The sequence below is a fragment of the Haliea salexigens DSM 19537 genome (assembly GCF_000423125.1).
GTDB lineage: Bacteria > Pseudomonadota > Gammaproteobacteria > Pseudomonadales > Halieaceae > Haliea > Haliea salexigens.
The window spans coordinates 115,278-136,242 of sequence record NZ_AUHJ01000001.1 but is presented as its reverse complement, the minus strand read 5'-3'; the positions used below and the strand labels follow the sequence as shown (position 1 = coordinate 136,242).

The following is a 20,965-nucleotide window of genomic DNA, read 5'->3' as shown; positions in this document are numbered from 1 at the left end:
GCTGCAGGATCGGCATGGCGATTGAAAACGGAGATCTCTACCGCAATCTGCTGGACTGGCTGGAAGTGGCCTGGGCTTCCCGGGGGATGTCGCTTGCGGCGGCCACGGGTCGTCATGCTTCGGCATTTCCGCGCTGGCAACAGACCCGGGAGCGAGTGCCGGTGCAAGAGTTCGTTGCCGTACTGACTGCTGCCTCGGGTCACCAGAGCGACGGCTGCTTCGGGCTCGACGCCCGGAAGATCCCGCTGGACTCCCATTCCCTGATGGTGGAGGCGCTGCTTGGTTGTGCTCATTTTGGCGCGGCCTGCGAGATGAGTGCGCGTTTCTACGGTGTGCTGCTGGAGGGCCTGGAATGCCAGTACCGTAACGAGGGGGAGTACCTGGCGATGGTAATGACCCCGCGAACCAACATGGCCACCCATCCCTTTCTGATCGATTACCTGCTGTTCTCATGGCACCGTACCCTGAGTTGGATTGTAGGCTTGTTGGTGCCGGTCCAGAGTCTGGAGATACCCTTGGCATTGATGCTGCCAGGTCCGGGCCTGGCGTCTCTTGTTCGCGCGAAGCAGCGCAGCGATACCGGTCGGGTAGCCATGCTGATAAGCCGGGACTATGTCAATTTGCCGCTGGTGCGGACAGCGGCGGACTGGCGGGTCCACGTGGCGGATGTCAGGGCGGGTATTCTGCACTGGCCCGTAGACGACGGCAGCATATCCGCAACGGTGCGTGGCATCCTGCGCTACTCACTGGACAGCGGTTGCCTGCACCACAGTCTGGATACCATGGCAGCGGAGCTTGGCGTCTCATCCGCGACCCTGCGGCGCAAGCTGCAGGCAGAGGGTGGCAGTTACCAGCATCTGCTGGACGAGTTTCGCCGCAGCGTGGCCATCGACCGCCTGTTCAGCCAAGGGCAGACCGTGGCAGAGGTTGCATCGTTACTGGGATATTCTGAGCCGCGCTCTTTCACGCGGGCTTTCAAGACCTGGACTGGCTATCCACCGTCTGCCTACGAACAGGGTGCCGGCCAACAATCGCATTAGCGGTCGGCTGCTGGCCTCGCTTGCCCGCGCTGATTACAGTTCCCCCACTGTGTATGGGGTAGTGGTATGGGCGATCTGTTGTTTGGCAAAACCGCAGTGGTAACGGGAGCAGGCCGCGGCATGGGCAAGGCCATTGCCCAGGCTTTGGCGGAAGAGGGCGCGCGAATCGTGCTCGGTGCGCGCACCATTAGCCATGGCGACGCCACGCTCTCAGAGTTTCTCGCCCGCGGTCAGCAAGCGGTGCTGCAGCCCTGCGATGTCACGGTCAAGGCAGACTGCGAGGCGATTGTTGCCCGTGCCCACGACACCTTCGGCGGCCTGGATATACTCGTACACTGTGCGGCCGATATTCCCCATGCCCGGGTAGCGGAGCTTGCGGATGAGGAATTTGACCGCAGCATCCACTCGGTATTGTATGCGGCGTTCTACCTGTCGCGTGCGGCACTGCCGTTGCTGGCGGCTGCGCACGAGGGTCGGATTATTTTTATCTCCTCAGTTGCGGGATCCTATACCGCCATTCCGGGCATGGCTCATTACGGTGCCGCCAAGGCCGGACTCGATGCCTTTGCCCGCGGCCTGGCGCTGGAGGCGGGGCAAGACGGCATCACGGTGAACACCATCAATCCCGGCCTGATCGCCTCTGATCGGATGCGCGAGCGTCTTGATAGCAAACAGCAACAGGCGCTTGCGGCAACCATTCCGATCAGCCGCGCTGGACGCATGCAGGAAGTGGCCGAGCTGGCGGTCTTCCTCGCCTCGGAAAAAGCGGGTTACATCAGTGGCGAGAGTATTGTTATTGACGGTGGCTCTCGTTTGTCTCGTGGGGTACTTCCCCCGGTCAACAGCTGAATAGCGGGCGGGAGCCCTCACAATCATATAAGCAGGATGTTGGACCATGTTGCAGACCTCAAGTGCATCTCCTCCCGGCGAAGCGGTGGAGCTTGCCCGCCCCTGGCCGACTTACATCGTTCTGCTGGTCAGTTGTTTCATAACCATTGAAGCCGCCGCCTTCCAGGCACCTGCGATTCCCACCATTGCGCACTTTTTTGGTGTCTCCGCCGGGCTCTCGGCACTCATTGCCCTGGTGTACTACCTGGGGCTGGTGGTATTCAGCCCGGTATTCGGCCGGGCGGCGGATCGCTACGGTCGCAAGCGAATACTGATGGTTGGCCTTGCCATGTTCTCGCTGTCCGAGTTCGCTGCTGCTGCCGTTCCCAACTTCACGCTGCTGATTCTGGCGCGGTTTTTCCAAGGCATCTCCGTGGCCTGCATCCTGCCGGTAATTCTGTCCTATATCGCCTACCTGTTCCCCCAGGAGAAGCGCGGCATGCCACTGGGCGTGATGGTGTTCTCAATGTCTCTGGGGGCTACCACCGGGGCCATTATTGGCGGCTTGATGATTGATCATCTGGGCTGGCGTTCCGTGTACTGGGTCAGCGGTATTCTAGCCTTGCTGGGCCTCGCGCTGGTGGCCTGGAGAGTGCCGGAGACGACGCGGAATGACCGGCCCTGGCGGCTGGACTGGCCGGGTATGCTGCTGTTGCTGCTGAGTGTGGGGGCCCTGCTGTCCGTTCCCACCTGGATCAGCAATTTCGGTTTCGCGTCCTGGCAGGCACTGCTGGCACTTGCAGGTGGAGTGGGTGGCTTCATCCTGCTGTGGCACTCACAGCAGCGTTCCGTTTCTCCGGTGCTGGATATCGGCATCCTGCGCCAGCGCAATTTTCTTGTCCCGGGCGTGATCTACCTGCTGTTCCTGATTGTTTACGGCGGGACCATCTACTCGCTGGCGTTCTTCGTCAACGATCGCCCCGGGGGCAGTGCATCCCAGGTTGGCCTGGTGAACATGTTTGCCTACGGCGCCAGCATGCTGGCGGGACTCATCAGCGGCAAGCTGGTGGACTGGTTTGCCGAGAAGACAGTGATTATCGGAATTGTCCTGCTGATGTTCTGCGGTCTCTTCCTGTACACCACCATTGGGCTCGATACATCAATCTGGATCGTCTGTGCCATTGCCATGGTATTGGGTCTGGCCCAGGGCATGAAGGGTCCGGCGATCACCAAGATAGCGTTGGGTGCGGTACCCCGGGAGCAGATGGGAGCCGGCAGTGGCATGTTTTCCATGATGCGAGACTTCGGTACCCCGGCCGGGGTCTCCGTCGGGTTGGCGCTGTACGGCGCGACTCTCGCCCGCAGGACTTCCGAGACCCTTGAAGTCCGTGCAGCCGGCCTGGGCCTGAACGATGACTATCTGCCCGCCTTGGCCGAGGCCCTGGCCAGTTCCGGGGCCAGTGTGCCGCCGGAGCTGCATACGCAGCTGGTGATCCTGGGTGTTGACTATGCCGAGCTGGTTGCGGACTCCCGCTTGGACGGTATGGCCGCCACCTTGCCTCAGGTTGGATACATACTCTATGTCGTACTGGCGCTTGCGGCCATCTTGACCTTGCTGTTGACCCGCGTCAACAAGACACCGTCCTAGCTCCGGCATCAAGTGGCGCCGAATGCGATTGTGGCCTGGTCACGACCTGCCACTGTATCCGGATGAGCCAGCTGGCCGGAGAAAACCCGCTGTAGCAAGCGTTTTCCTAGGGTGGTCATCCCCCGGGTTGCCTGCAACACCTGTCATTAATGCGACTTGCAGATCGCAGGCGAATAGCGGAAATTAGGTTTAATTAGTTATATATATAGCCGCCTTGGTGTATGATGTGAAACTGAATGCAGCACCGGGCTGACCAATATTAATAACACGCTCCCAGCAGAGGTATGACATCATGTTAAAGAAGCAGCTCGCACTTGCCACCATTGCCGCAATCGGTGCCACCGGCACACCTATCCTGGTCAACGCGCAGGGCGGTTTCGCGCTGGAGGAAGTCGTCGTCACGGCAAGAAAGCGCACGGAGTCGCTGCAGGATATTCCTGTTTCTGTAAGCGCTTTCAGCCAAGAGGACCTGGCGGCCTACAACATGACCCAGACCTCCGACCTGGCCGCGTTTACGCCTAGCCTGTTCATTGAACCCAACGCCGCCAACAACCTGTCTTCCTTAAAGACTACTATCCGCGGTCAGGTTCAGGCGGACTCACTGTCCACGCTGGACCCGTCGGTTGGTTGGTACATAGACGATGTCTACCTTGCCCGTACTACGGGGACCCGCGCCAGCATGTTTGACCTCGAGCGTGTTGAGGTGCTGAAGGGGCCACAAGGAACGCTGTACGGACGCAACACCACAGGCGGCGCGATTCGTCTGATTACCGCCAAACCAGAGGTTTCTGGCGAGGTGGAAGGCTTCGTCACCGGTACCTACGGCAAGTTCAACCAGCAGCGCCTGGGTGGAGCGGTCAATATTCCATTGATCGAAGATGTTCTCGCTGTGCGCCTAACAGCGCTCTCTGATGAAACCAAGGATGGCTTTGGATCGGTGCTGGTGAAGCCCGCAGGCCCGGAACTGGGTGGCGCTTTCCCTGGCTTGCCGGCACTGTATCCCGGAAATCCCTACATGGATTTTGAGGAGGCGCGCAAGGATGCCGGTCAGAGCGATATGGAGATGTTCCGCTTAGGCGTGAACTGGCAGCCAGATGACCGCACCAACGTGCTGTTCGCCTATGAAAGAAGCGATTTTTACGCCAATGCCCTGCTGATCAATGCGGTGCGCCCATTGCCCAGCTTTGGCGCTCTGGCGGCTAATGCATTCGTTCCTCCCCTGGATGACATCTACGACGGTGGTGTTGTCAATGCGCTGCAAGAGTCCTGGAATGAGACCGATACCGCATCACTCACGATTGAGTATGATCTCAACGACACTCTTGCGACCAAGTTGGTGCTGGGCTGGCGTGACATGGAATCCTCGTTCATTTCTGATGTGGATGGCACCGCTGCGCCACTGAACTGGTTTGTGGAGCCATTTGCGCAAAATGCAGAACAGCGCTCGCTGGAATGGCAACTGAGTGGTGAGGCACTGGAAGGGCGTCTCGAGTGGTTGGCCGGTATCTATTACTTTGAGGAAGAGGGGATCGACTTTTCCAACTCGGGAGGTATCAACGGCTACCTGGGTTCCCTGGCCACCGGGCGGCCCTTGCTGAACGGGACCTACAACGGCACTATCGATCAGAACGAGAGCAAATCTGCATTCGTGTCGCTCAATTATGAATTGACAGACACAATAGGGCTGACCGCGGGAGTGCGTTATACGGAAGACGATAAGCCGGTCAGTGTTGAGGCTCGCTCGTTCTTCCGCGATGGCACCAGCGCCTGCCGCTTCGACGTCAATGCCGCGCCCAACGTCAATCTCGATGACTGTACCTGGAGCAGCTCGGAAAAGTATGACTTTGTTTCTTGGACGGTCGGAGCGGACTGGGACCTGAGTGAGGACGTCATGGTGTACGCCAAGTCCGCCAACTCCAGCCGGTCGGGGGGGCAGAATTTGCGCGGACTGGGTCTGGTGGAACTGGAAGACGGTACGGTGATTGATACCTTCACGCCGTTTGAGCCTGAGGAGGCAACTGATTTTGAGTTGGGCCTGAAAGGTACCTTCTTCGACTATGCACTGCAGGTGAACGCCGCCTATTACCACATCTGGTACACCGATATTCAGCGCTCCAATTTGCTCAGTACTCCGGCTGGTCTCACCACCTTCGTTTCCAATACCAGTGAAGCGGACTACGATGGGGTGGAGCTGGAGGTGAAGTGGGTTATCAACGAACAGTGGATGGTCACGGGTACCGCGGCTGCGATCGACTGGTCCTACGAGGATCCCGCGGACTACTCCAACTCGGTACCTGATGAGGAGTACACGCTGCGGGTCAACTACCGTCAGCCGGCAGATTTTGGTACCTGGGACTTTGACCTGAACTACTCCTATCGTGGCGAGTTTTACACCAACTCATCTTCAACCCGGCAGCAGTTGGATAACTCAAAGGCGGGCATTGTCGATTCGGTGAGCCTCTTGGGTGGCCGCGCGGCACTGTCACTGAACAACGGTATTGAGGTGGCTGTCTGGGGACGGAACCTGACCGACGAGGAATACCTGCTCTCCCCGCTGGTGCTGAGTGTGGCAGCTGACCTGTACAGCTCTGGTGTCGGCGCACCTCGTAGCTATGGTCTGGATATCACCTACCGATTCTGATTCTTCCGGTCAGCGTATTTCCCGGGCCAGCTTGCTGGCCCTTTTTGTAGCTGGGGGATTTTAGTTGAGATACCGATGCAATAGTTTGCCGCTGGGCAACCGGGGTAAGGTGTCGATGTAGCGAAAGGAGCGCGGGCACTTATACCGCGCCAGCTGTCTCTGGCAGGCCGCCTTCAGTTCTGCGGTAACTGCCTCAAGGTCTGCAGCGGGTTGACGTAGCTGCACCACCGCCTGGGCAATTTCCCCCAGGTCCTCATCCGCAATGCCAATCACGGCGATATCCGCCACTAGCGGATGCATGGCGAGTACGTTCTCGACCTCCTGCGGATAGATGTTGACTCCGCCGGAGATGATCATGCCGCTGGAACGGCCCTGCAGATACAGGTACCCTTGCTCATCCAGCAAGGCGAGGTCGCCCGTATGTGCCCAGCCGCGCGCATCAAAGTATTCCTCGGTCTTGCCCGGATCCTTGTGATACTCGAAGCGCTCCACGCCCTCGAAGCAAAGCTCGCCCACCTCGCCTGGCGCCAATTCGCGTCCTTTTCCGTCGACAATGTGGGGAACCCCGGCCATGATCCGGCCGACGGAGCCCGGGTGCTGCAGCCACTCCTGCGACGTGATGGCGGCGAAGCCGGCACCTTCGCTGCTGCCGTAGAACTCATGCAGGATCGGACCCCACCACTCGATCATGCTGCGCTTCACTTCAGGTGGGCAGGGGGCGGCGGCGTGTACTACCATTTTCAGGCTGGAGCAGTCGTAGCGCTCGCGAACCTCCTGCGGCAATTTCAGCATGCGAACCAGATGCGTGGGCACGAATTGGGCGTGAGTCACCCGGTACATTTCAATGGTGGCCAGGGCGCGCTCGGCATCGAACTTCTCGCTGCAGATGGAGGTGCCCCCGTGCAGCTGCGCACCCATGGTCCATCCAAGTGGCGCGGCGTGGTAGAGGGGACCGGGACTGTAGAATACGGTATCACTGTCAAAACCATACATTGCCTGCATGATCTGTTCGATCGGTAGCGGCGTGCCGAAGGGTGCGTCCGGCAATGGCCGCAGGATGCCCTTGGGCTTGCCCGTGGTGCCCGAGGAATAGAACATAAAGCTGCCTTCCCGCTCTTCGCCGAAGTCCGGCCATGCACGCTCAGCCAGCACCTCATCCAGGTTGCGGAAATCGGTGAAAGATGCGCCTGTGGAGTAACAGGCCTCCAGTGTGGGAGTTTGTGCCGCGGCGGCACGGGCCAGCTCAGCCAGTGCCGGCGAGGCGATGAGCACGCGAGCGTCGCTGTTCTCTGCCACGTAGGAGACCTCTTCTGGCTTCAGGTGCCAGTTAATGGGTACCCAGCGCAAGCCAGCCCGGCGTGCCGCCCAGCAGACCTCGAAGTAGGCCGGGCAATTCTCCATCAGAACCCCGATCCGGTCGCCCTCTGCCAGCGAAGCACGCAGCAGCCGGGCCAGTTGTGCGGACCGTTCTTCCAGTCGGGCGTAGCTCAGAGCGGCGCCGGTTTGCTCGATGATCGCGGCCATGGTAGCCGGTTGCTGGCACGCGTGTAGTGAGATAGTCATGTTGGTGTCCAGTCGGCATCTGCGTTTCGAGTTGATGTTACCTGAAGTAGCTACTTGCATCCGCGCCCGCGCAGTCGCATTTCTGGTGTTTTCGAGTCGGCAACAGCGAATGCGACTGCTCGGTTCTGTGTGGCTATCGCATACTAATGGTTTGTCGAGTTGGCAACTGGGCATCAACCGACTCAGGGGGGAGTATGCAAAACGTTTTGGAAGGGCGTGTCGCGCTGGTCACGGGTGGCACAGGCGGCATAGGGCGTTCTGCGGCATTGGCACTGGCACAAGAGGGCGCGAGGGTCGCCGTCTGTGGACGCCGCGAACGGGAAGGTTTTGAGACTGTGGCGATGATCGAGGCGAGCGGGGGTGATGCCATATTCTTGCGCGCGGATGTTGCCAGTAGCGCGCAGGTCGAGTTACTCGTAGCCGAAGTAGTCCAGCGCTTTGGGCGTTTGGATATTGCTTTCAACAATGCGGGCGTCGAGGGTGGGTTGGGCTTGCTACACGAGTTATCGGAAGACGATTTCGATCGGGTATTCGGCATTAACGTGCGCGGTCTTTGGCTATGCATGAAGCAGGAGATCCGTCAATTTCTGAGTCAGGGTAGTGGCGGTGTCATTATCAATAACAGCTCCGTACAAGGGCATATCACCTGGGGATATGCCGCGCACTACACGGCATCGAAGCACGCTGTGGAGGGCTACACCAAAACGGCGGCGATCGACTATGCCCGCCACGGTATACGCGTCAATGCAGTCGCTCCAGCTCTCGTTAACACGGACCTGATTACGGAATCATTTGCAGGTAATGAGAGGGTACAGAGAGCATTGCTGCGCGAGCACCCTCTGGGACGATTTGCAGAAGTGGAGGAGGTGGCCGATGCAGTCGTATTTCTGGCCTCGGACGCGGCCAGGTACATCAATGGTGTTTCCCTGCCAGTGGATGGTGGCATGCTCTGCCGCTAGTTTTCCGGCACTTGTATGAATTTGTTCAGCTGGAGCCCCGGGTATTCGGCGTCGTGGTTTCTGCCTCGGGCAAATGCGATTGTGCGCGTCTTGTAGGCTGGCATAATAATATATATGATTTAACTAATTAGATGCCCGGTGGCGATGGCCTTCATTGTGGAGTGGGAGTATCAATGTCGATTTTGTCCGGAATGTTGCGAGGAGTGCTGGCCCTGGATGACAGGGCGCAGGCCGTTGACTATAAAGGTCAGTGGTACAGTTGGGGCAGCCTCAAGGGCACCGTGGATTCGATCTGCGGCAATCTGCAGCAACTGGGACTTGCCGAGGGCGCCCGAGTGGGCGTGATGATGCGCAATCGTCCCGACAATGTGGCGGCGGTACTCGCCGCAGTGGCAGCCGACGGCAGTATTGTTTCCATCAATCCGCTGTACCCGGATGATCGCCTGTGTCGTGATATCGAGTCCCTGCAGTTGCCGGTGATTGTCACAGATGCCTCGGACCTGGAGCGTCCGGGTGTGCTCGACAGTATCCTCAAGGCCGGATCTGCAGTGATCAAGCTGAACCCTATCCTGGGCACGAGTGAATTGTTGCCGGGCTTTGAGCAGGTCACGGGCGACAATATCGTTGCCACAAATCCCGCCGTGATTATCGAGATGCTCACCAGTGGCACCACCGGTACACCGAAGCGAATCCCCTTGCAGAGAGCGGCGTTTGAAACCAGTTTTCTGTCCGCGCTGTCCTACGAGAAGGACCGCAAGGCGGACGATCCACCGCAGCTGCGTCCTGGTATCTCCCTGCTCACCAATCCCATGACCCATATCGGCGGACTGTGGGGGGCGCTGACTACCATCCTCGGTGGGCGCCAACTCTGCATTGTCGAGAAATTCTCCGTGGAGGAGTGGCGTTCTGCCGTGGTGCGCCATCGCCCCAAGGTGGCGTCGGCCGTACCCGCCGGTTTGCGGATGCTGCTGGATGCAGATATTCCCAAGGCAGACCTGGCGAGCCTGGTTGCCATTCGCACCGGTGCCGCGCCGCTGGATCCCGCGATTGTTCGCGAGTTCTGGAGCAGATACGAGATCCCGGTGCTGCAAAACTACGGCGCCACGGAGTTTTCCGGCGCCGTTGCCGGCTGGACGCTGGGAGACTTTCACAAGTTTCACGAGGCCAAGAGTGGCAGCGTAGGCCGCTTTCAGCCCGGTGTGGAGGGCAGGGTGGTGAGCCCGGAGTCCGGCGCCGTCCTTGAGTACGGGGAGGAGGGTGTGCTGGAGATGAGGGCGGCGCAGTTTGGCAACGGCGTGGAGTGGTTGCGTACCACGGACCGCGCCATGATCGATGCCGATGGTTTCCTGTTTATCCGTGGCCGGGCGGACAATGCCATCATTCGCGGCGGTTTCAAGGTGCACCCTGACGATGTGGTGGCGGTACTGGAGCAACACCCGGCGATACGTGAGGCCGTGGTGGTCGGCATTGATGATCCCCGCTTGGGAGCTGTGCCCGTTGCTGCCCTGATCCTGAGGGCGAAGGCGCTGCGTCCTTCTGATTCGGAGCTCACCGGCTTCGCCAGGCAGCATTTGTTGCCCTACCAGGTACCGGTCCGGTTTTTGTTTGTCGAGGATGTGCCGCGTACACCATCCATGAAGCCCGCGCTGCCACAGGTACGGGAATTGTTTGGCCCCGTGGGCCAGTCTTCGTAGGCAGGGAACAACAAGGGAGCGGTCGGTATGGATTTGAGTTACGGTGCTGAGGCGGAAGTGTTCCGTGCGCAGTTAAGAGATTTTCTTGCCCAGCGTTGGCGACCTGCGGATAAAGGCCAGGCCTTGAAGGATTATATTCGCGCCTTTCGTCGGGACGCCGTCGAGCAGGGATACCTGTATCGCGGTGTGCCGCAGCAATACGGCGGCTCCGAGCAGCCGGTAGACGTGATTCGTGCCCAGGTTATCCGCGAGGAATTCGCCCGCGCCCGCGCGCCCATGGAGGTAGGCGGCAATGGTACCAATATGTTGGTGCCCACCTTGCTGGAATGTGGCACGGAGGAACAGAAGGAGCGCTTTATTCGCCCCACTCTGGAAGGTGACTATGTCTGGGGGCAGGGTTATTCCGAGCCCGGCACTGGCTCCGATCTTGCTTCTGTGCGCACCAAAGGCGAACTCAGGGACGGTGAATGGGTGATCAATGGCCAGAAGATATGGACCTCGCAGGGCCGTGATGCAACCCACATGTTCGCGCTCATTCGCACCGAGCCCGCCGCAGCCAAGCACGCCGGGATTTCCTACCTTCTGCTGGATCTAAAGCAACCCGGCGTAACCCGCAGGCCCATTCGCCAGATGACCGGCGAGTCCGGTTTTTACGAGTTCTTCTTTGACAACGCCACTACCCCGGCAGACTGGATCGTCGGCGAGCGAGGCAAGGGCTGGATTATCTCCCGCACCACACTCAAGCATGAGCGCGCGAGCATAGGTTCAGCCGATGGCCTGGGATTCCAGTTCAGCAAGCTGGTGGAGCTGGCCAAGGAAATTCACATTGATGGAGAGCCGGCCATCCTCAAGCCCGCCATTCGCCAGGCCCTGGGCCGGGTGGAAGGCTGGGTCCTGGCGCACCGTTATTCCAGTTACCGGATATTTTCCTGCGCCGCTGCCAACGAAGAGCCCGGGAATATAACCCTGATGATGAAGTTGCTGGTCACCGAGATCGGCCATGACATGGCACTGCTGGCGCAGGAGTTGCTTGGCGAGAATATTCTGCTGGAGCCGGGTCCGGCGGGCACCCGCGGCCGTGGCCCGGAGAAATGGCTGGACCAGATTATGGGCTCACTGGGCAATTCGATTGCCGGGGGTACGACCAATATCCAGCGTAATATCATTGGTGAGCGCGGCCTCGGCCTGCCTCGCGACCCGGGTATGAGGGCTTAGCAGATGCAATTTCACTTGTCCGAAGAGCAGCTTGCCATCCAGGACAGCCTGCGGGGCACCCTGGCAGAGACGGTCAACCGCGATGTGCTGCACGCGCTGGTCGACAGCGAGGATGATTTTCATCCCGCCAGCTGGCGCAGTCTCTGTGAGCTGGGCCTGATGGGGATTGCTGTAGCCGAGGAGGCCGGTGGTGCCGGCCTCGGTCTGGTGGATGCTGCCCTGGCGGTGGAGGTGGCAGGGGAGGCGGGAGCCCCCGGCCCCCTGGTTGGCCAGATGCTGACGGCGATTGCTCTCAGCCGCTGCGACAGTAGCGCGGTGCGTGAGCAATATCTGGACGGCGTGGTCGCAGGTGACTCAGTGGCCACCCTGGCCTGGAACAATGCACCCGAACCCGGTGGTTGGGAAGTGGCTACCGATGGTGTCACCGTTACCGGCACCGTTCGCTTTGTGCAGGCCGCCCATGCAGCAAAACTGTTCTTGGTGGGCACTGTCGGCGGCGGCATGGCTTTGGTGGCCGCGGGAGAGGGGGTGGAGATCACCGCGCAGCCCTCGACCGACCGCAGCCGCAAGATGGCCGCAGTCACCTTTGCCAATGCACCGGTTGTCCATGCCTTTGATGCCGGTAGCCCGACGGTAAACTGGTTGTTCAATGCTGCCTTGGTGCTGTTTGCCGCCGACGCATTCGGAGGCGCGGAGCGCTGTCTGGAAATGTCTGTGAGCTATGCCAAGGAACGCGAACAGTTCGGTCACCCCATCGGCCAGTTCCAGGCGCTCAAGCACCAACTGGCGACCATGGCGCTGGAGGTGGAAAGCGCTCGCGGACTGCTCTGGTATGCCGCTTACGCGCTGGACTCGAATCTGCCTGATGCGCAGCATGCAGCAGCCATGGCCAAGGCCCATATCAGCGACCGTGCGGTTTCCGTGGCCCGAGCCGCAGTCGCCGCTCATGGTGGTATCGGTTACACGTGGGAGTATGGCCTGAATATCTGGTTTCGCCGCGCCGCGGCCAACGCTGCCCTGCTGGGCAGTGCGGCCCAGCACCGGGAGCGGGCCGCGCAGATGCGCGAGTCAGCAGGGGCATAACAAACAAGCAAGCACTGAAATTTGCGCAGGAGAGCCGCCATGGCCTTTAAAACACGTATCACTGAATTGCTGGGGATTGAACATCCCATCGTCCAGGGTGGCATGCAGCGGGTCGGCGTCGCGGAACTGGCGTCGGCCGTCTCCAATGCAGGCGGCCTGGGTATCCTCACGGGGCTGACCCAGCCGACGCCGGAGGCGCTGGCCGCTGAGATAGCCCGATGCCGCAACATGACGAACAAGCCGTTCGGGGTGAACATGACAGTGTTCCCCACCATGAATTCACCGGACTACAAGGCCTATGCCCAAGCCATCATCGACAGTGGCATCCGCATCGTGGAAACCGCGGGCACGCCCGCGGTGGCCGAGTTGTGGGACATGTTCAAGGCCGCAGACATCATCGTCATGCACAAGTGCACAGCGGTTCGCCATGCAGTGTCCGCTGAGAAAAAAGGCGTCGATGTGATCTCCATTGACGGGTTCGAGTGCGCGGGGCATCCGGGCGAAGACGATATCCCCGGGCTGATTTTGATTCCGGCAGCGGCAGACCAGGTGACAATCCCGATGATCGCCAGCGGCGGTTTCGGTGACGGCCGCGGGCTGGTTGCCGCGCTGGCATTGGGTGCCGATGGCATCAATATGGGCACACGGTTCTGCGCAACGCAGGAAGCGCCGATTCACCCCAATGTAAAGCAGGCCTATGTCGACAACGACGAGCGGGGTACCAACCTGATCTTTCGCAGCCTGAAAAACACTGCCCGGGTCGGCAAGAGTGCGGTCTCCGACGAGGTGGTGCGTATTCTGTCCAACCCGGAGGCTACATTTGGTGATGTGGCCGCGTTGGTGAGTGGCAAGGCGGGTGGCGAGGTATTGGAGACAGGCGATCTCAGTCGCGGCGTATTTTGGGCCAGCATGGTGCAGGGCCTGATTCACGACATTCCCACCGTGCAGGAATTGGTTGACCGTATCGTGGCCGAGGCCGACGCGATACTCAATGAGCGCCTGCGACAGTTCCAGCGTTGAGCCGTGAAGGCGCCGACTCTGGTGTTATGCCGCCCCCTTGAGGCGGCAAATGCGATTCTTGGCCTCTTGATTTGCCTGTACAATAAAGGTACCTTTAATACCGTCCTTGGTGAGGGCCGGTCCGAACTTTCTGCTACACTAGGTAGCATGGGTCACCGGCGTAAACTGACAGTCAGCAGAGGAAAACAATCATGAGTGACTTCATTTTCAGCGCAGACTCCCATGTGCGCGAGCCCTATGACCTATTCACTAAGGCCATGCCGGAGCACTTGCAGCAGTATGCGATCAACGCAGTGAAACAGGAGAAATCCATAGACACCATGATCGGCGACACGCTCTGCATCCGCGTGCCACTGGATTGGGGCAAGGACGGTGGCCAGGTCACGGACGAGCGTTATGGATCCAACAAGATAGACCTGCGCATTATCGACATGGATCGCGACGGTATCGACGCCGAACTGATCTTCCCGTCACTGGGGCTGGTCAACTACCTGATTGAAGACGCGGAAGCCGAACTGATTTCCGCTCGCGCCTACAATGATTGGTGTATCAACCATTTTCGCGAGCATCTTGATCGCTTTGTCCCCGCCGCAATCATGCCCGTGCGCGATCTTGGCAACACGGTCAGTGAGATGCAGCGTGCTATCGACATGGGCTACACGGCGGTAATGTTGCCGGTGGTGCCTTGCGATGGGATAGCACTGTACAACATGCCCGATTGGGATCCTGTTTTCGCTCTGTCCGACAAGACCAAAACCCCGATCATCATGCACACCGGCACCGGTAAGGTGAACATTCGTGCAGCCCGGGGCCCGGGTGGCGCGTTGATTAATTACACCCGACAGATGGAAGATGCGACCAATGCCATCATGTATCTGGTTGGTGGCGGTGTCCTTGACCGCAATCCCGGCGCCAAGGTGGTGTTCGCCGAATGTGGGGCCTCCTGGCTGGTCGGGATGGGCGAGCGCATGGACGAGGTCTATCACGGGCACGAGCATTTCATCCAGCCGAAGCTGAGCCGCGTGCCTAGCCAGATCGTGCGGGAGCAGATCGTTTGCGCATTCCAGAACGATAAGAACTGCGTGGTCAATCGCAAGGCGATGGGCCTGGAGACCATGATCTGGGCCTCGGACTATCCGCACAAGGAGGGGACCTTCCCGCACTCCCAGCGCGTGATCGAGGAATTGTTCAAGGATGTGGACGTTACACCCGAGGAGCGCGCCGCCATCCTCGGTGGCACGGCGGCGAAGCTGTTCAAACTCAAGAACCTAAGGCTCGCCGCCTGACTGTTCGCGGCAGAGCCGGTGCGAGAAGTTGCCTGTATCAGGTATTCTCGCTCGGTCCCCTGCGTCGGCTTCCAACCAGGTCGGCAAAGGTTTGATTCTCCGAGGTATCTTCCTTTACCCAGCTGGCCAGTTCATCGCTCATGCGACCCGCCATCACGGCAGCGATTTCCGCATCCCCCTCCCGTATTGCCAGAGCCAGGCGCCGCTGGGCGGTTAGGTAGCGTCTGGCCCGGTCGGGGGTAAATCCACGCAGCGAATCGAAATGGCCGGCAAAGGCCTGGATGATTTCCATAAAGATCCCCAGCATGGGGTTGTCGCTGATTCCGACAAGCGTATTGTTGAAGCCGATGGCGTGACGGGTAAAGCTGGTTCGGCTCTCGAGTTCGAGCTGCTGCGACTGTAAAAAGATCGAGGGCGCCCGGCGGGCGAGTTCGCTGCTATTGTTCGCCGCAAGTCGGGCAGCCTCCACCAGTAGCGGTCGCCCCACCTGCAACATGTCGCTGAGTCGCGCACGCTGCGCCACAAGGTAGATGGACATCATGTGGGCGATGCCATCAAAGCTGGGTCTGCGGGAAAAGAAGCCGCCGCCTGGTCCGCGGCGGATACTGATAAGCTGTTCCTGTTCCAGAAGTCTCGCCACCTGGCGGAAGGTCGGCCGACTGACGTTGAAGCGGTCGATAAGGTCGCTCTCGGAGCCCAGGAACACGTCCTCGTCATCAAGGGTCAGGACCCAGTGACGGAACTCATTGGCTGCCTGTTGCAGGTTGCTGCGACTCATATGGGGCCCCCCTGTTCTTCTCGACCATACGTGTAGTATAGCGAAAAAGGTACCTTAATAGGGGTTCAGCTGTCCTTCTCTCGTTCGCAATCCACCGGTGGCAGGTGCAAAACGGCAAGTGCCATGTTCAGCAGAGTGTGAGCAAATGCGGGCTTGCCAATGTACTCGGGGTGGTACTTTACTGCATCAAGTATGGTGCCCCGGTGAGCCTGGGTGATGACAAACGCCTCCATCTCCACGTCCCGCATCGGGTACTCGTGCTGATGCGCCTCCAGTATTTCACGAATGACCCGTATCGATGCGAGCGGGTCACCCTCCTTGAGATTGAACCAGCGCTGGAGATCGAAAGTCTGATAGAAGCGACGGTGAAAGTCCTCGTCCAATGCCAGCATTTCTCGGTGGAAGGTTAGCGTGCCCTTTATCAGGTAGGTCAAAGACTGCGTGAGGGTCTGGTCGCGGTAGCGTTGGCCCACGCGCTTGTTTGCCAGCTCGATGTTGGCGAGAATCCGGTCCTCGTACACGGTCGCCACGATAGCGTCGATATTGGGAAAGTACTGGTATATCGACCCCATGGCGACGCCGGACAGCTCCGATATACGCGTGACCGCCAGGCCCTTAGGGCCCTCCGACTCGAGGATCATCAGGCAGGCCTGTTTGATGCTGTCGAACAGAATGCGTGAGCGGCTCTGCTGCGGTAGCTTGCGCGGCTTCGGTGGCTCTAGAGAGTCTACTTCGGAGTCATGGATTTTATCGTCAGTCACATCGAACACCTTACTATTTTTATACCGCTGGAGTTTACCCCACGCGCACTGGATGGCAAGCGTGATAGTCGCGTTTAGGCGAGGCCTTTTCACCATATCCGGAGCTGTTTTCCTGGTGCTCTCGTATTTCCCGGTAACACCTGACAATTATCGTGATTCCCGTTAACTTTGACGTATCGTGCGAAACCTCAGAAGACGGATAATATGAGCAAGCAGTTTTCCCCCTATCTCAACCCGGCCGTGGAAACCATGCCCCGGGCGCAGCTTGAACGCTTCCAGGAGCAGAAGCTTCTCCGCGTGCTGGATTATGCGCTGGAACATTCACCCTTGATCAAGGCGCGTTGGCAGGCGGCCGGTGTAGGACGCGGCGACATCCGCTCCCTAGAGGACTTCCGCAACCGCGCGCCTTTTATTGACAAGGATGATATCCGCAGTTTTCGTGACGCCCACGATCATCCCCTGGGTGGTCTGGCGGAGCTCGATAACCCAAACGTCAATCGGGTGGAAACTACCTCGGGCACGACCGGTGATCCGACACCGTTCCCGATTCGTGCTCGTTCATCGGTGGAAGAAGGCTACGCCCGCGATTATTGGGAAATGGGCATCCGTCCCGGTGAATATGCCATCGTATCGTCATTTACCTTCCGCATAGGAATTACCCTGTCCTCGCTGTCTGAGCTGGGTATCATTCCCATCCCGTTTGCCCATACCCCACTGCAGATTCCGCGAATGGTGGAAGCGATTCAGCATTTCAGGCCCACCGCATTCACTCTGATGTCAACACCCATGATTCTCTGGTTCGAACGCTTCTTCGAGCAAAGCGGTCTTGATCCCAAGGCCGTGTTTGCCAGCGTTCGCGGCGCCATCGCGGGCGGAGAAGCCTTGAGTCCGCGGCTTCGTGCAGTGGCGGACTCCTGGGATCTCGAATTGTTTGAGACTGCCAGTTTTGGCGATGTCATGAGCGGGACCGAGTGTCGGGCACATGCTGGTCTCCACGGCTATGAAGACATGGCCATGGCGGAGTGCCTGGATCCGGAAAACGACCAGCCAGTAGCGGATGGGGAACTGGGGGAGTTGGTGGTGACGACGCTCCGTAATCCCGAAATGCCCCTTATCCGCTACCGTACCGACGATCTCGTGGAGATCGACCGCTCCCAGTGCAGCTGTGGCCGCACTCACTTCCGCTATCGTGTGCGCGGTCGCAAGGGTGACCGCCTGCTGGTGCAGGGCAAGGCGATCCTGCCGCTCGACGTGCGTTTTTCCATTGAAGAAGAGCGGGAAACCCGCAGCGGGCTGTTCCAGATTATCAAGGAGGCGCCGGAGATGGATATCCTCAGGCTGCGGGTGGGTTATGACAATTCCGTACTGCAGCGTCCCCTGGCCAGCTTGGCAGGCAAACTGGAAGAAGCGCTCAAGGCTGTCACGGGGGTTCCTGTGGCGATTGAAATGATCGACGAGGCGGAACTGTTGAAGCTGGGCCCGCCCCACAAGATTCCGCGGGTGACCAAATCATGAGTAACAGCGACGCCCTCTTTGTCGGGCACTATTCCATGGGTGATACCCAGCATTTTTTCGAGGTCTCCGAGCGCGAAGTCAGCCGCATGGTGACCAGTGTGAGCCGGGTGCTGAAGAGCTTCGACCGCTTCGACAATGATTGCGCCCTGGTGATATCTCCCCATGACGCCTGGCTGCGGACGGTGCCGCTGCAACGCGCGCTCATAGCTGACCGCAAGGTTGTTATGGATGCAGAGGACTCACCTTTTGAGGCGCCAAGGATTGAGGCTTTCATGCGACGGATGCGGCCTTCGCTGGTGTTCGGTATTAGCAGCGGTGTGCTCGAGGGACTCAAGCAGATGGGGTTTGATGCCCGTACGCTTTTTGCTAATGCCCATGTCTGGGTGACAGACGCCGGCGCCTATACAGTCCTGCAGGAGGCAGAGTGCAAGTCTTTGCTGCGCTGGGCTCAGCTCGGGCCCGCCGTAGGTCTCGAATGTGCGTTCGGGGGTGGCGTGCACGTGAGTGAGCGTGATTGGGTGTTGGCCAAGGATCCCCGGGGTGTGCTTGTATCGTCAAGACTCGACCCGGCACCTTCGCTGCAGGAGTGCCCGACCGGAGTGATGGCGGAGATCGTGACTCAACCCTGTGGCTGCGGCGCTATCGCACCGCGGGTCGATCTTTGGCGCGAGGCGTGAGTCGGGCTTGAACTCTGGTCGCCTCTGGGGCGACCGGAATCGGGAGTGTTCGCTACTGCAGGCTTTGCATATCCACGACAAAGCGGTAGCGAACGTCATTATTCTCCATGCGCGCATAGGCCTGGTCGATTTCATCCATGCGGATCATCTCTACGTCGCAGGTGACGCCCCGTTCGGCGCAGAAGTCCAGCATGGTCTGGGTCTCGGCGATGCCGCCAATGGCAGATCCGGAGATGGCCTTGCGTCCTGCCAGCAGCATGCCAGTGTGAATGGGTGGTTCCAGCAATCCTACGGGCCCGACCAGTATCAGATTCCCATTGCGTGCCAGGCACTGTAGATAGCCGGCCATGGGGTGCGGTTCGGGCACCGTATCAATGATGATATCCAATTGCCGGTGCTGAGCCTGCATCTGCTCGGGAATCTTGGATAGCGCCACGTGATGCGCACCCAGACGTTGCGCCTCCGCCACCTTGCCTTCCGATGTTGTGAATAGTGTTACTTCAGCTCCCATTGCAGCGGCAAACTTTATTGCCATATGTCCGAGACCACCAAGGCCGATTACGCCCACGCGCGTACCCGGGCCCACCTTGTGATAGTTGAGCGGTGAGTAGACGGTGATGCCGGCGCACAGCAAGGGTGCCGCGGCTGCCGAGTCCAGGCCTTGCGGCAGACGCAACACAAACTCTTCACGCACCACAATGCCACGAGAGTACCCGCCCTGGGTTGGGCTGCCGTCCACTCTGTCCTTGTCGCCATAGGTCTGGGTGGCGCCATTGTGGCAGTACTGCTCTTCGTCGGCGTGGCAGGCCGGGCAGCTGAGACAGGCATCTACCATGCAGCCCACAGCGACCTTGTCGCCAATCTGATGACGGGTCACGCCATCGCCAACTTCGGCGACGGTGCCGACAATTTCGTGTCCCGGGACCAGTGGGTAGCGACTGCGGCCCCAGTGATTGCGGGCGAAATGCAAGTCGGTGTGGCAGACTCCGCAGTAGTCGATATCAATGCGGATGTCATCGGCCCGCAGGTCGCGGCGTTCAATTTCCAGCGGAGCCAGTGGTTGGTCCGCGGCGAGTGCGGCATAGCCTTTTACGATCCGTGGCATGGTGTGGCGCTCCTCAGGTTTGATTAAAGAGTTATATAAGTTGTATAATTTACCGTATGCCTATGGTGCTGTGTCGTCAAGTCAAGGGGCCCGCGCTGTTTCCCTTCCACGCCAAAGAGGAACACGAGTTTGTCCCTGATCAGCAGTAGTAACTGGCGCCTGCCAGACCCTGCCGGCCACGCGCCCCCGCGTCATGTAAACTCCATGCGCCGGACCTCATCCATTGACATGAATTGGCCCGAGGGGCGTGATAAGCCCATGGCCTTCCTGGGTAGGGCGCGAGATGTCTACACCACGGATCCCGGTCTTCCGCCGATCGTGATGGCCGAGGATACAATGAAAGCGCAGGTGCAGCGTGACCGGACCCTTCTCGCTATCACCACCAATCCACCGCGTGAGGCGGTGGCCAAGCTGGTTGGCCTGCGGGGTGGTGGCCACTTGCGGACAGCACTCAAGGACATTCTGCCTCGGGAGCGGGCTGACGGCAGTCCGCTCTACCTGCTGCTGGACGACCTTTCCGGTACCAGCCTGATTGCCGGCTGGGCCTGGTCCCGTTGGCCCGGTTATACGCCGGAGCTGGAACAGGCCCTGCGCAGCGATCCGGCCATGCGCGCAAAAATGGAGGGGGTATGCATCAGTTTCCAGCCTGGTCTCAGCGCCATGTCACTGGAGTATGGCAGCTCCGAACATCATCGCACCGCCCGGGTATCCTCGCTGGTGAATCCTGAGGACCCGTTGGGGTGGCATCCGCTACCGCTGGAAGCAGGTATGTCAATGCGCCGCGCACGACGTATCGATGTCTGGCTGGAAGGAGACGTCGTGAATATGGATGCGGGGTTTCAGGACAGCGCGTCACTACCCGACGGTGGACGTGAGGCAGTCCATGAATATTCACTGACGGCGACCGCTGACCTTGCGGGCATGACCCTCACCAGCGTCAACCCGCGCCCGCACGTATTGCCCTATCCGGAGTGTCCCGCAGCCGTAGCCAATGTTGCTTGCTTGGCAGGCACGCCGCTGGCGGACCTTCGGGAGGTCGTGCTCGAACGCCTGGGGACGACGTCCGGCTGTACTCACCTCAATGACGCCCTGCGTGCCCTGGCCGAAGTGCCTCAGCTGCTGCGCAAGCTGAAAGCCAGTCAATAGCCGGTA

At 59.6% G+C, this 20,965-nt stretch carries 17 protein-coding genes; 13 read left to right on the top strand and 4 right to left on the bottom strand.

The genetic code is table 11. From position 1 onward, the window contains the following. The first annotated feature begins 14 nt into the window (after nucleotides 1-14). From G533_RS0100655 to G533_RS0100640, 4 genes are all read left to right on the top strand, one after another. The gene (locus tag G533_RS0100655; RefSeq protein ID WP_027948283.1) at nucleotides 15-1,040 is read left to right on the top strand and encodes an AraC family transcriptional regulator; all 1,026 of its coding nucleotides are present in this window, start codon (nucleotides 15-17) and stop codon (nucleotides 1,038-1,040) included. A 66-nt stretch (nucleotides 1,041-1,106) separates the two neighbouring features. Then, on the top strand, nucleotides 1,107-1,889 hold the full coding sequence (locus G533_RS0100650) for an SDR family NAD(P)-dependent oxidoreductase (RefSeq protein ID WP_027948282.1): 783 nt from the start codon (nucleotides 1,107-1,109) through the stop codon (nucleotides 1,887-1,889). 46 nt (nucleotides 1,890-1,935) lie between these two features. After that, nucleotides 1,936-3,516: an MFS transporter gene (locus G533_RS20010; RefSeq protein ID WP_051229842.1), complete on the top strand. Its 1,581-nt coding sequence runs from the start codon at nucleotides 1,936-1,938 to the stop codon at nucleotides 3,514-3,516. Between the two features lie 292 nt (nucleotides 3,517-3,808). Continuing rightward, entirely contained in the window at nucleotides 3,809-6,157 is a 2,349-nt protein-coding gene (locus tag G533_RS0100640) for a TonB-dependent receptor (RefSeq protein WP_027948281.1), read from the top strand. 60 nt (nucleotides 6,158-6,217) lie between these two features. Here the strand turns inward: G533_RS0100640 and G533_RS0100635 are convergent, their stop codons facing one another. After that, complete coding sequence (locus tag G533_RS0100635) at nucleotides 6,218-7,720, bottom strand: AMP-binding protein (RefSeq protein WP_027948280.1); 1,503 nt, start codon at nucleotides 7,718-7,720, stop codon at nucleotides 6,218-6,220. Nucleotides 7,721-7,914: 194 nt separating this feature from the next. Here G533_RS0100635 and G533_RS0100630 point away from each other — a divergent pair, with 194 nt between their 5' ends. From G533_RS0100630 to G533_RS0100605, 6 genes are all read left to right on the top strand, one after another. After that, entirely contained in the window at nucleotides 7,915-8,679 is a 765-nt protein-coding gene (locus G533_RS0100630) for an SDR family NAD(P)-dependent oxidoreductase (RefSeq protein ID WP_027948279.1), read from the top strand. A 173-nt stretch (nucleotides 8,680-8,852) separates the two neighbouring features. Next, nucleotides 8,853-10,373, top strand: coding sequence for a class I adenylate-forming enzyme family protein (locus tag G533_RS0100625; RefSeq protein ID WP_027948278.1), 1,521 nt, complete (start codon nucleotides 8,853-8,855; stop codon nucleotides 10,371-10,373). 27 nt (nucleotides 10,374-10,400) lie between these two features. Then, on the top strand, nucleotides 10,401-11,588 hold the full coding sequence (locus G533_RS0100620; RefSeq protein ID WP_027948277.1) for an acyl-CoA dehydrogenase family protein: 1,188 nt from the start codon (nucleotides 10,401-10,403) through the stop codon (nucleotides 11,586-11,588). 3 nt (nucleotides 11,589-11,591) lie between these two features. Next, the gene (locus tag G533_RS23235; protein WP_051229840.1) at nucleotides 11,592-12,671 is read left to right on the top strand and encodes an acyl-CoA dehydrogenase family protein; all 1,080 of its coding nucleotides are present in this window, start codon (nucleotides 11,592-11,594) and stop codon (nucleotides 12,669-12,671) included. Between the two features lie 39 nt (nucleotides 12,672-12,710). Continuing rightward, nucleotides 12,711-13,691 carry an NAD(P)H-dependent flavin oxidoreductase gene (locus G533_RS0100610; protein ID WP_027948276.1) on the top strand — a complete coding sequence of 327 codons (981 nt, stop codon included), beginning with the start codon at nucleotides 12,711-12,713 and terminating at the stop codon, nucleotides 13,689-13,691. A gap of 191 nt (nucleotides 13,692-13,882) precedes the next feature. Then, nucleotides 13,883-14,977, top strand: coding sequence for an amidohydrolase family protein (locus G533_RS0100605; RefSeq protein ID WP_027948275.1), 1,095 nt, complete (start codon nucleotides 13,883-13,885; stop codon nucleotides 14,975-14,977). A 37-nt stretch (nucleotides 14,978-15,014) separates the two neighbouring features. Here G533_RS0100605 and G533_RS23230 read toward each other — a convergent pair whose 3' ends face one another. Next, entirely contained in the window at nucleotides 15,015-15,755 is a 741-nt protein-coding gene (locus G533_RS23230) for a FadR/GntR family transcriptional regulator (RefSeq protein WP_051229839.1), read from the bottom strand. Between the two features lie 65 nt (nucleotides 15,756-15,820). Continuing rightward, complete coding sequence (locus G533_RS23225; RefSeq protein WP_205622515.1) at nucleotides 15,821-16,516, bottom strand: TetR/AcrR family transcriptional regulator; 696 nt, start codon at nucleotides 16,514-16,516, stop codon at nucleotides 15,821-15,823. Nucleotides 16,517-16,720: 204 nt separating this feature from the next. On the opposite strand from G533_RS23225, the gene G533_RS25055 reads away from it, so the two are divergent. Beyond that, nucleotides 16,721-18,031 (top strand): phenylacetate--CoA ligase family protein, encoded by a 1,311-nt coding sequence (locus G533_RS25055; protein ID WP_027948274.1) that lies wholly within the window; start codon nucleotides 16,721-16,723, stop codon nucleotides 18,029-18,031. After that, a complete protein-coding gene (locus tag G533_RS0100585; protein WP_027948273.1) occupies nucleotides 18,028-18,708 on the top strand; it encodes a hypothetical protein in 681 nt (226 codons plus the stop codon). The genes G533_RS25055 and G533_RS0100585 overlap by 4 nt, the downstream gene beginning before the upstream one ends. A 52-nt stretch (nucleotides 18,709-18,760) precedes the next feature. On the opposite strand, the gene G533_RS0100580 is transcribed toward G533_RS0100585, so the two are convergent. Next, nucleotides 18,761-19,813, bottom strand: coding sequence for an NAD(P)-dependent alcohol dehydrogenase (locus G533_RS0100580; RefSeq protein ID WP_027948272.1), 1,053 nt, complete (start codon nucleotides 19,811-19,813; stop codon nucleotides 18,761-18,763). A 129-nt stretch (nucleotides 19,814-19,942) separates the two neighbouring features. On the opposite strand from G533_RS0100580, the gene G533_RS0100575 reads away from it, so the two are divergent. Then, nucleotides 19,943-20,959 (top strand): DUF2889 domain-containing protein, encoded by a 1,017-nt coding sequence (locus G533_RS0100575; RefSeq protein ID WP_144079744.1) that lies wholly within the window; start codon nucleotides 19,943-19,945, stop codon nucleotides 20,957-20,959. Nucleotides 20,960-20,965 lie beyond the last annotated feature (6 nt).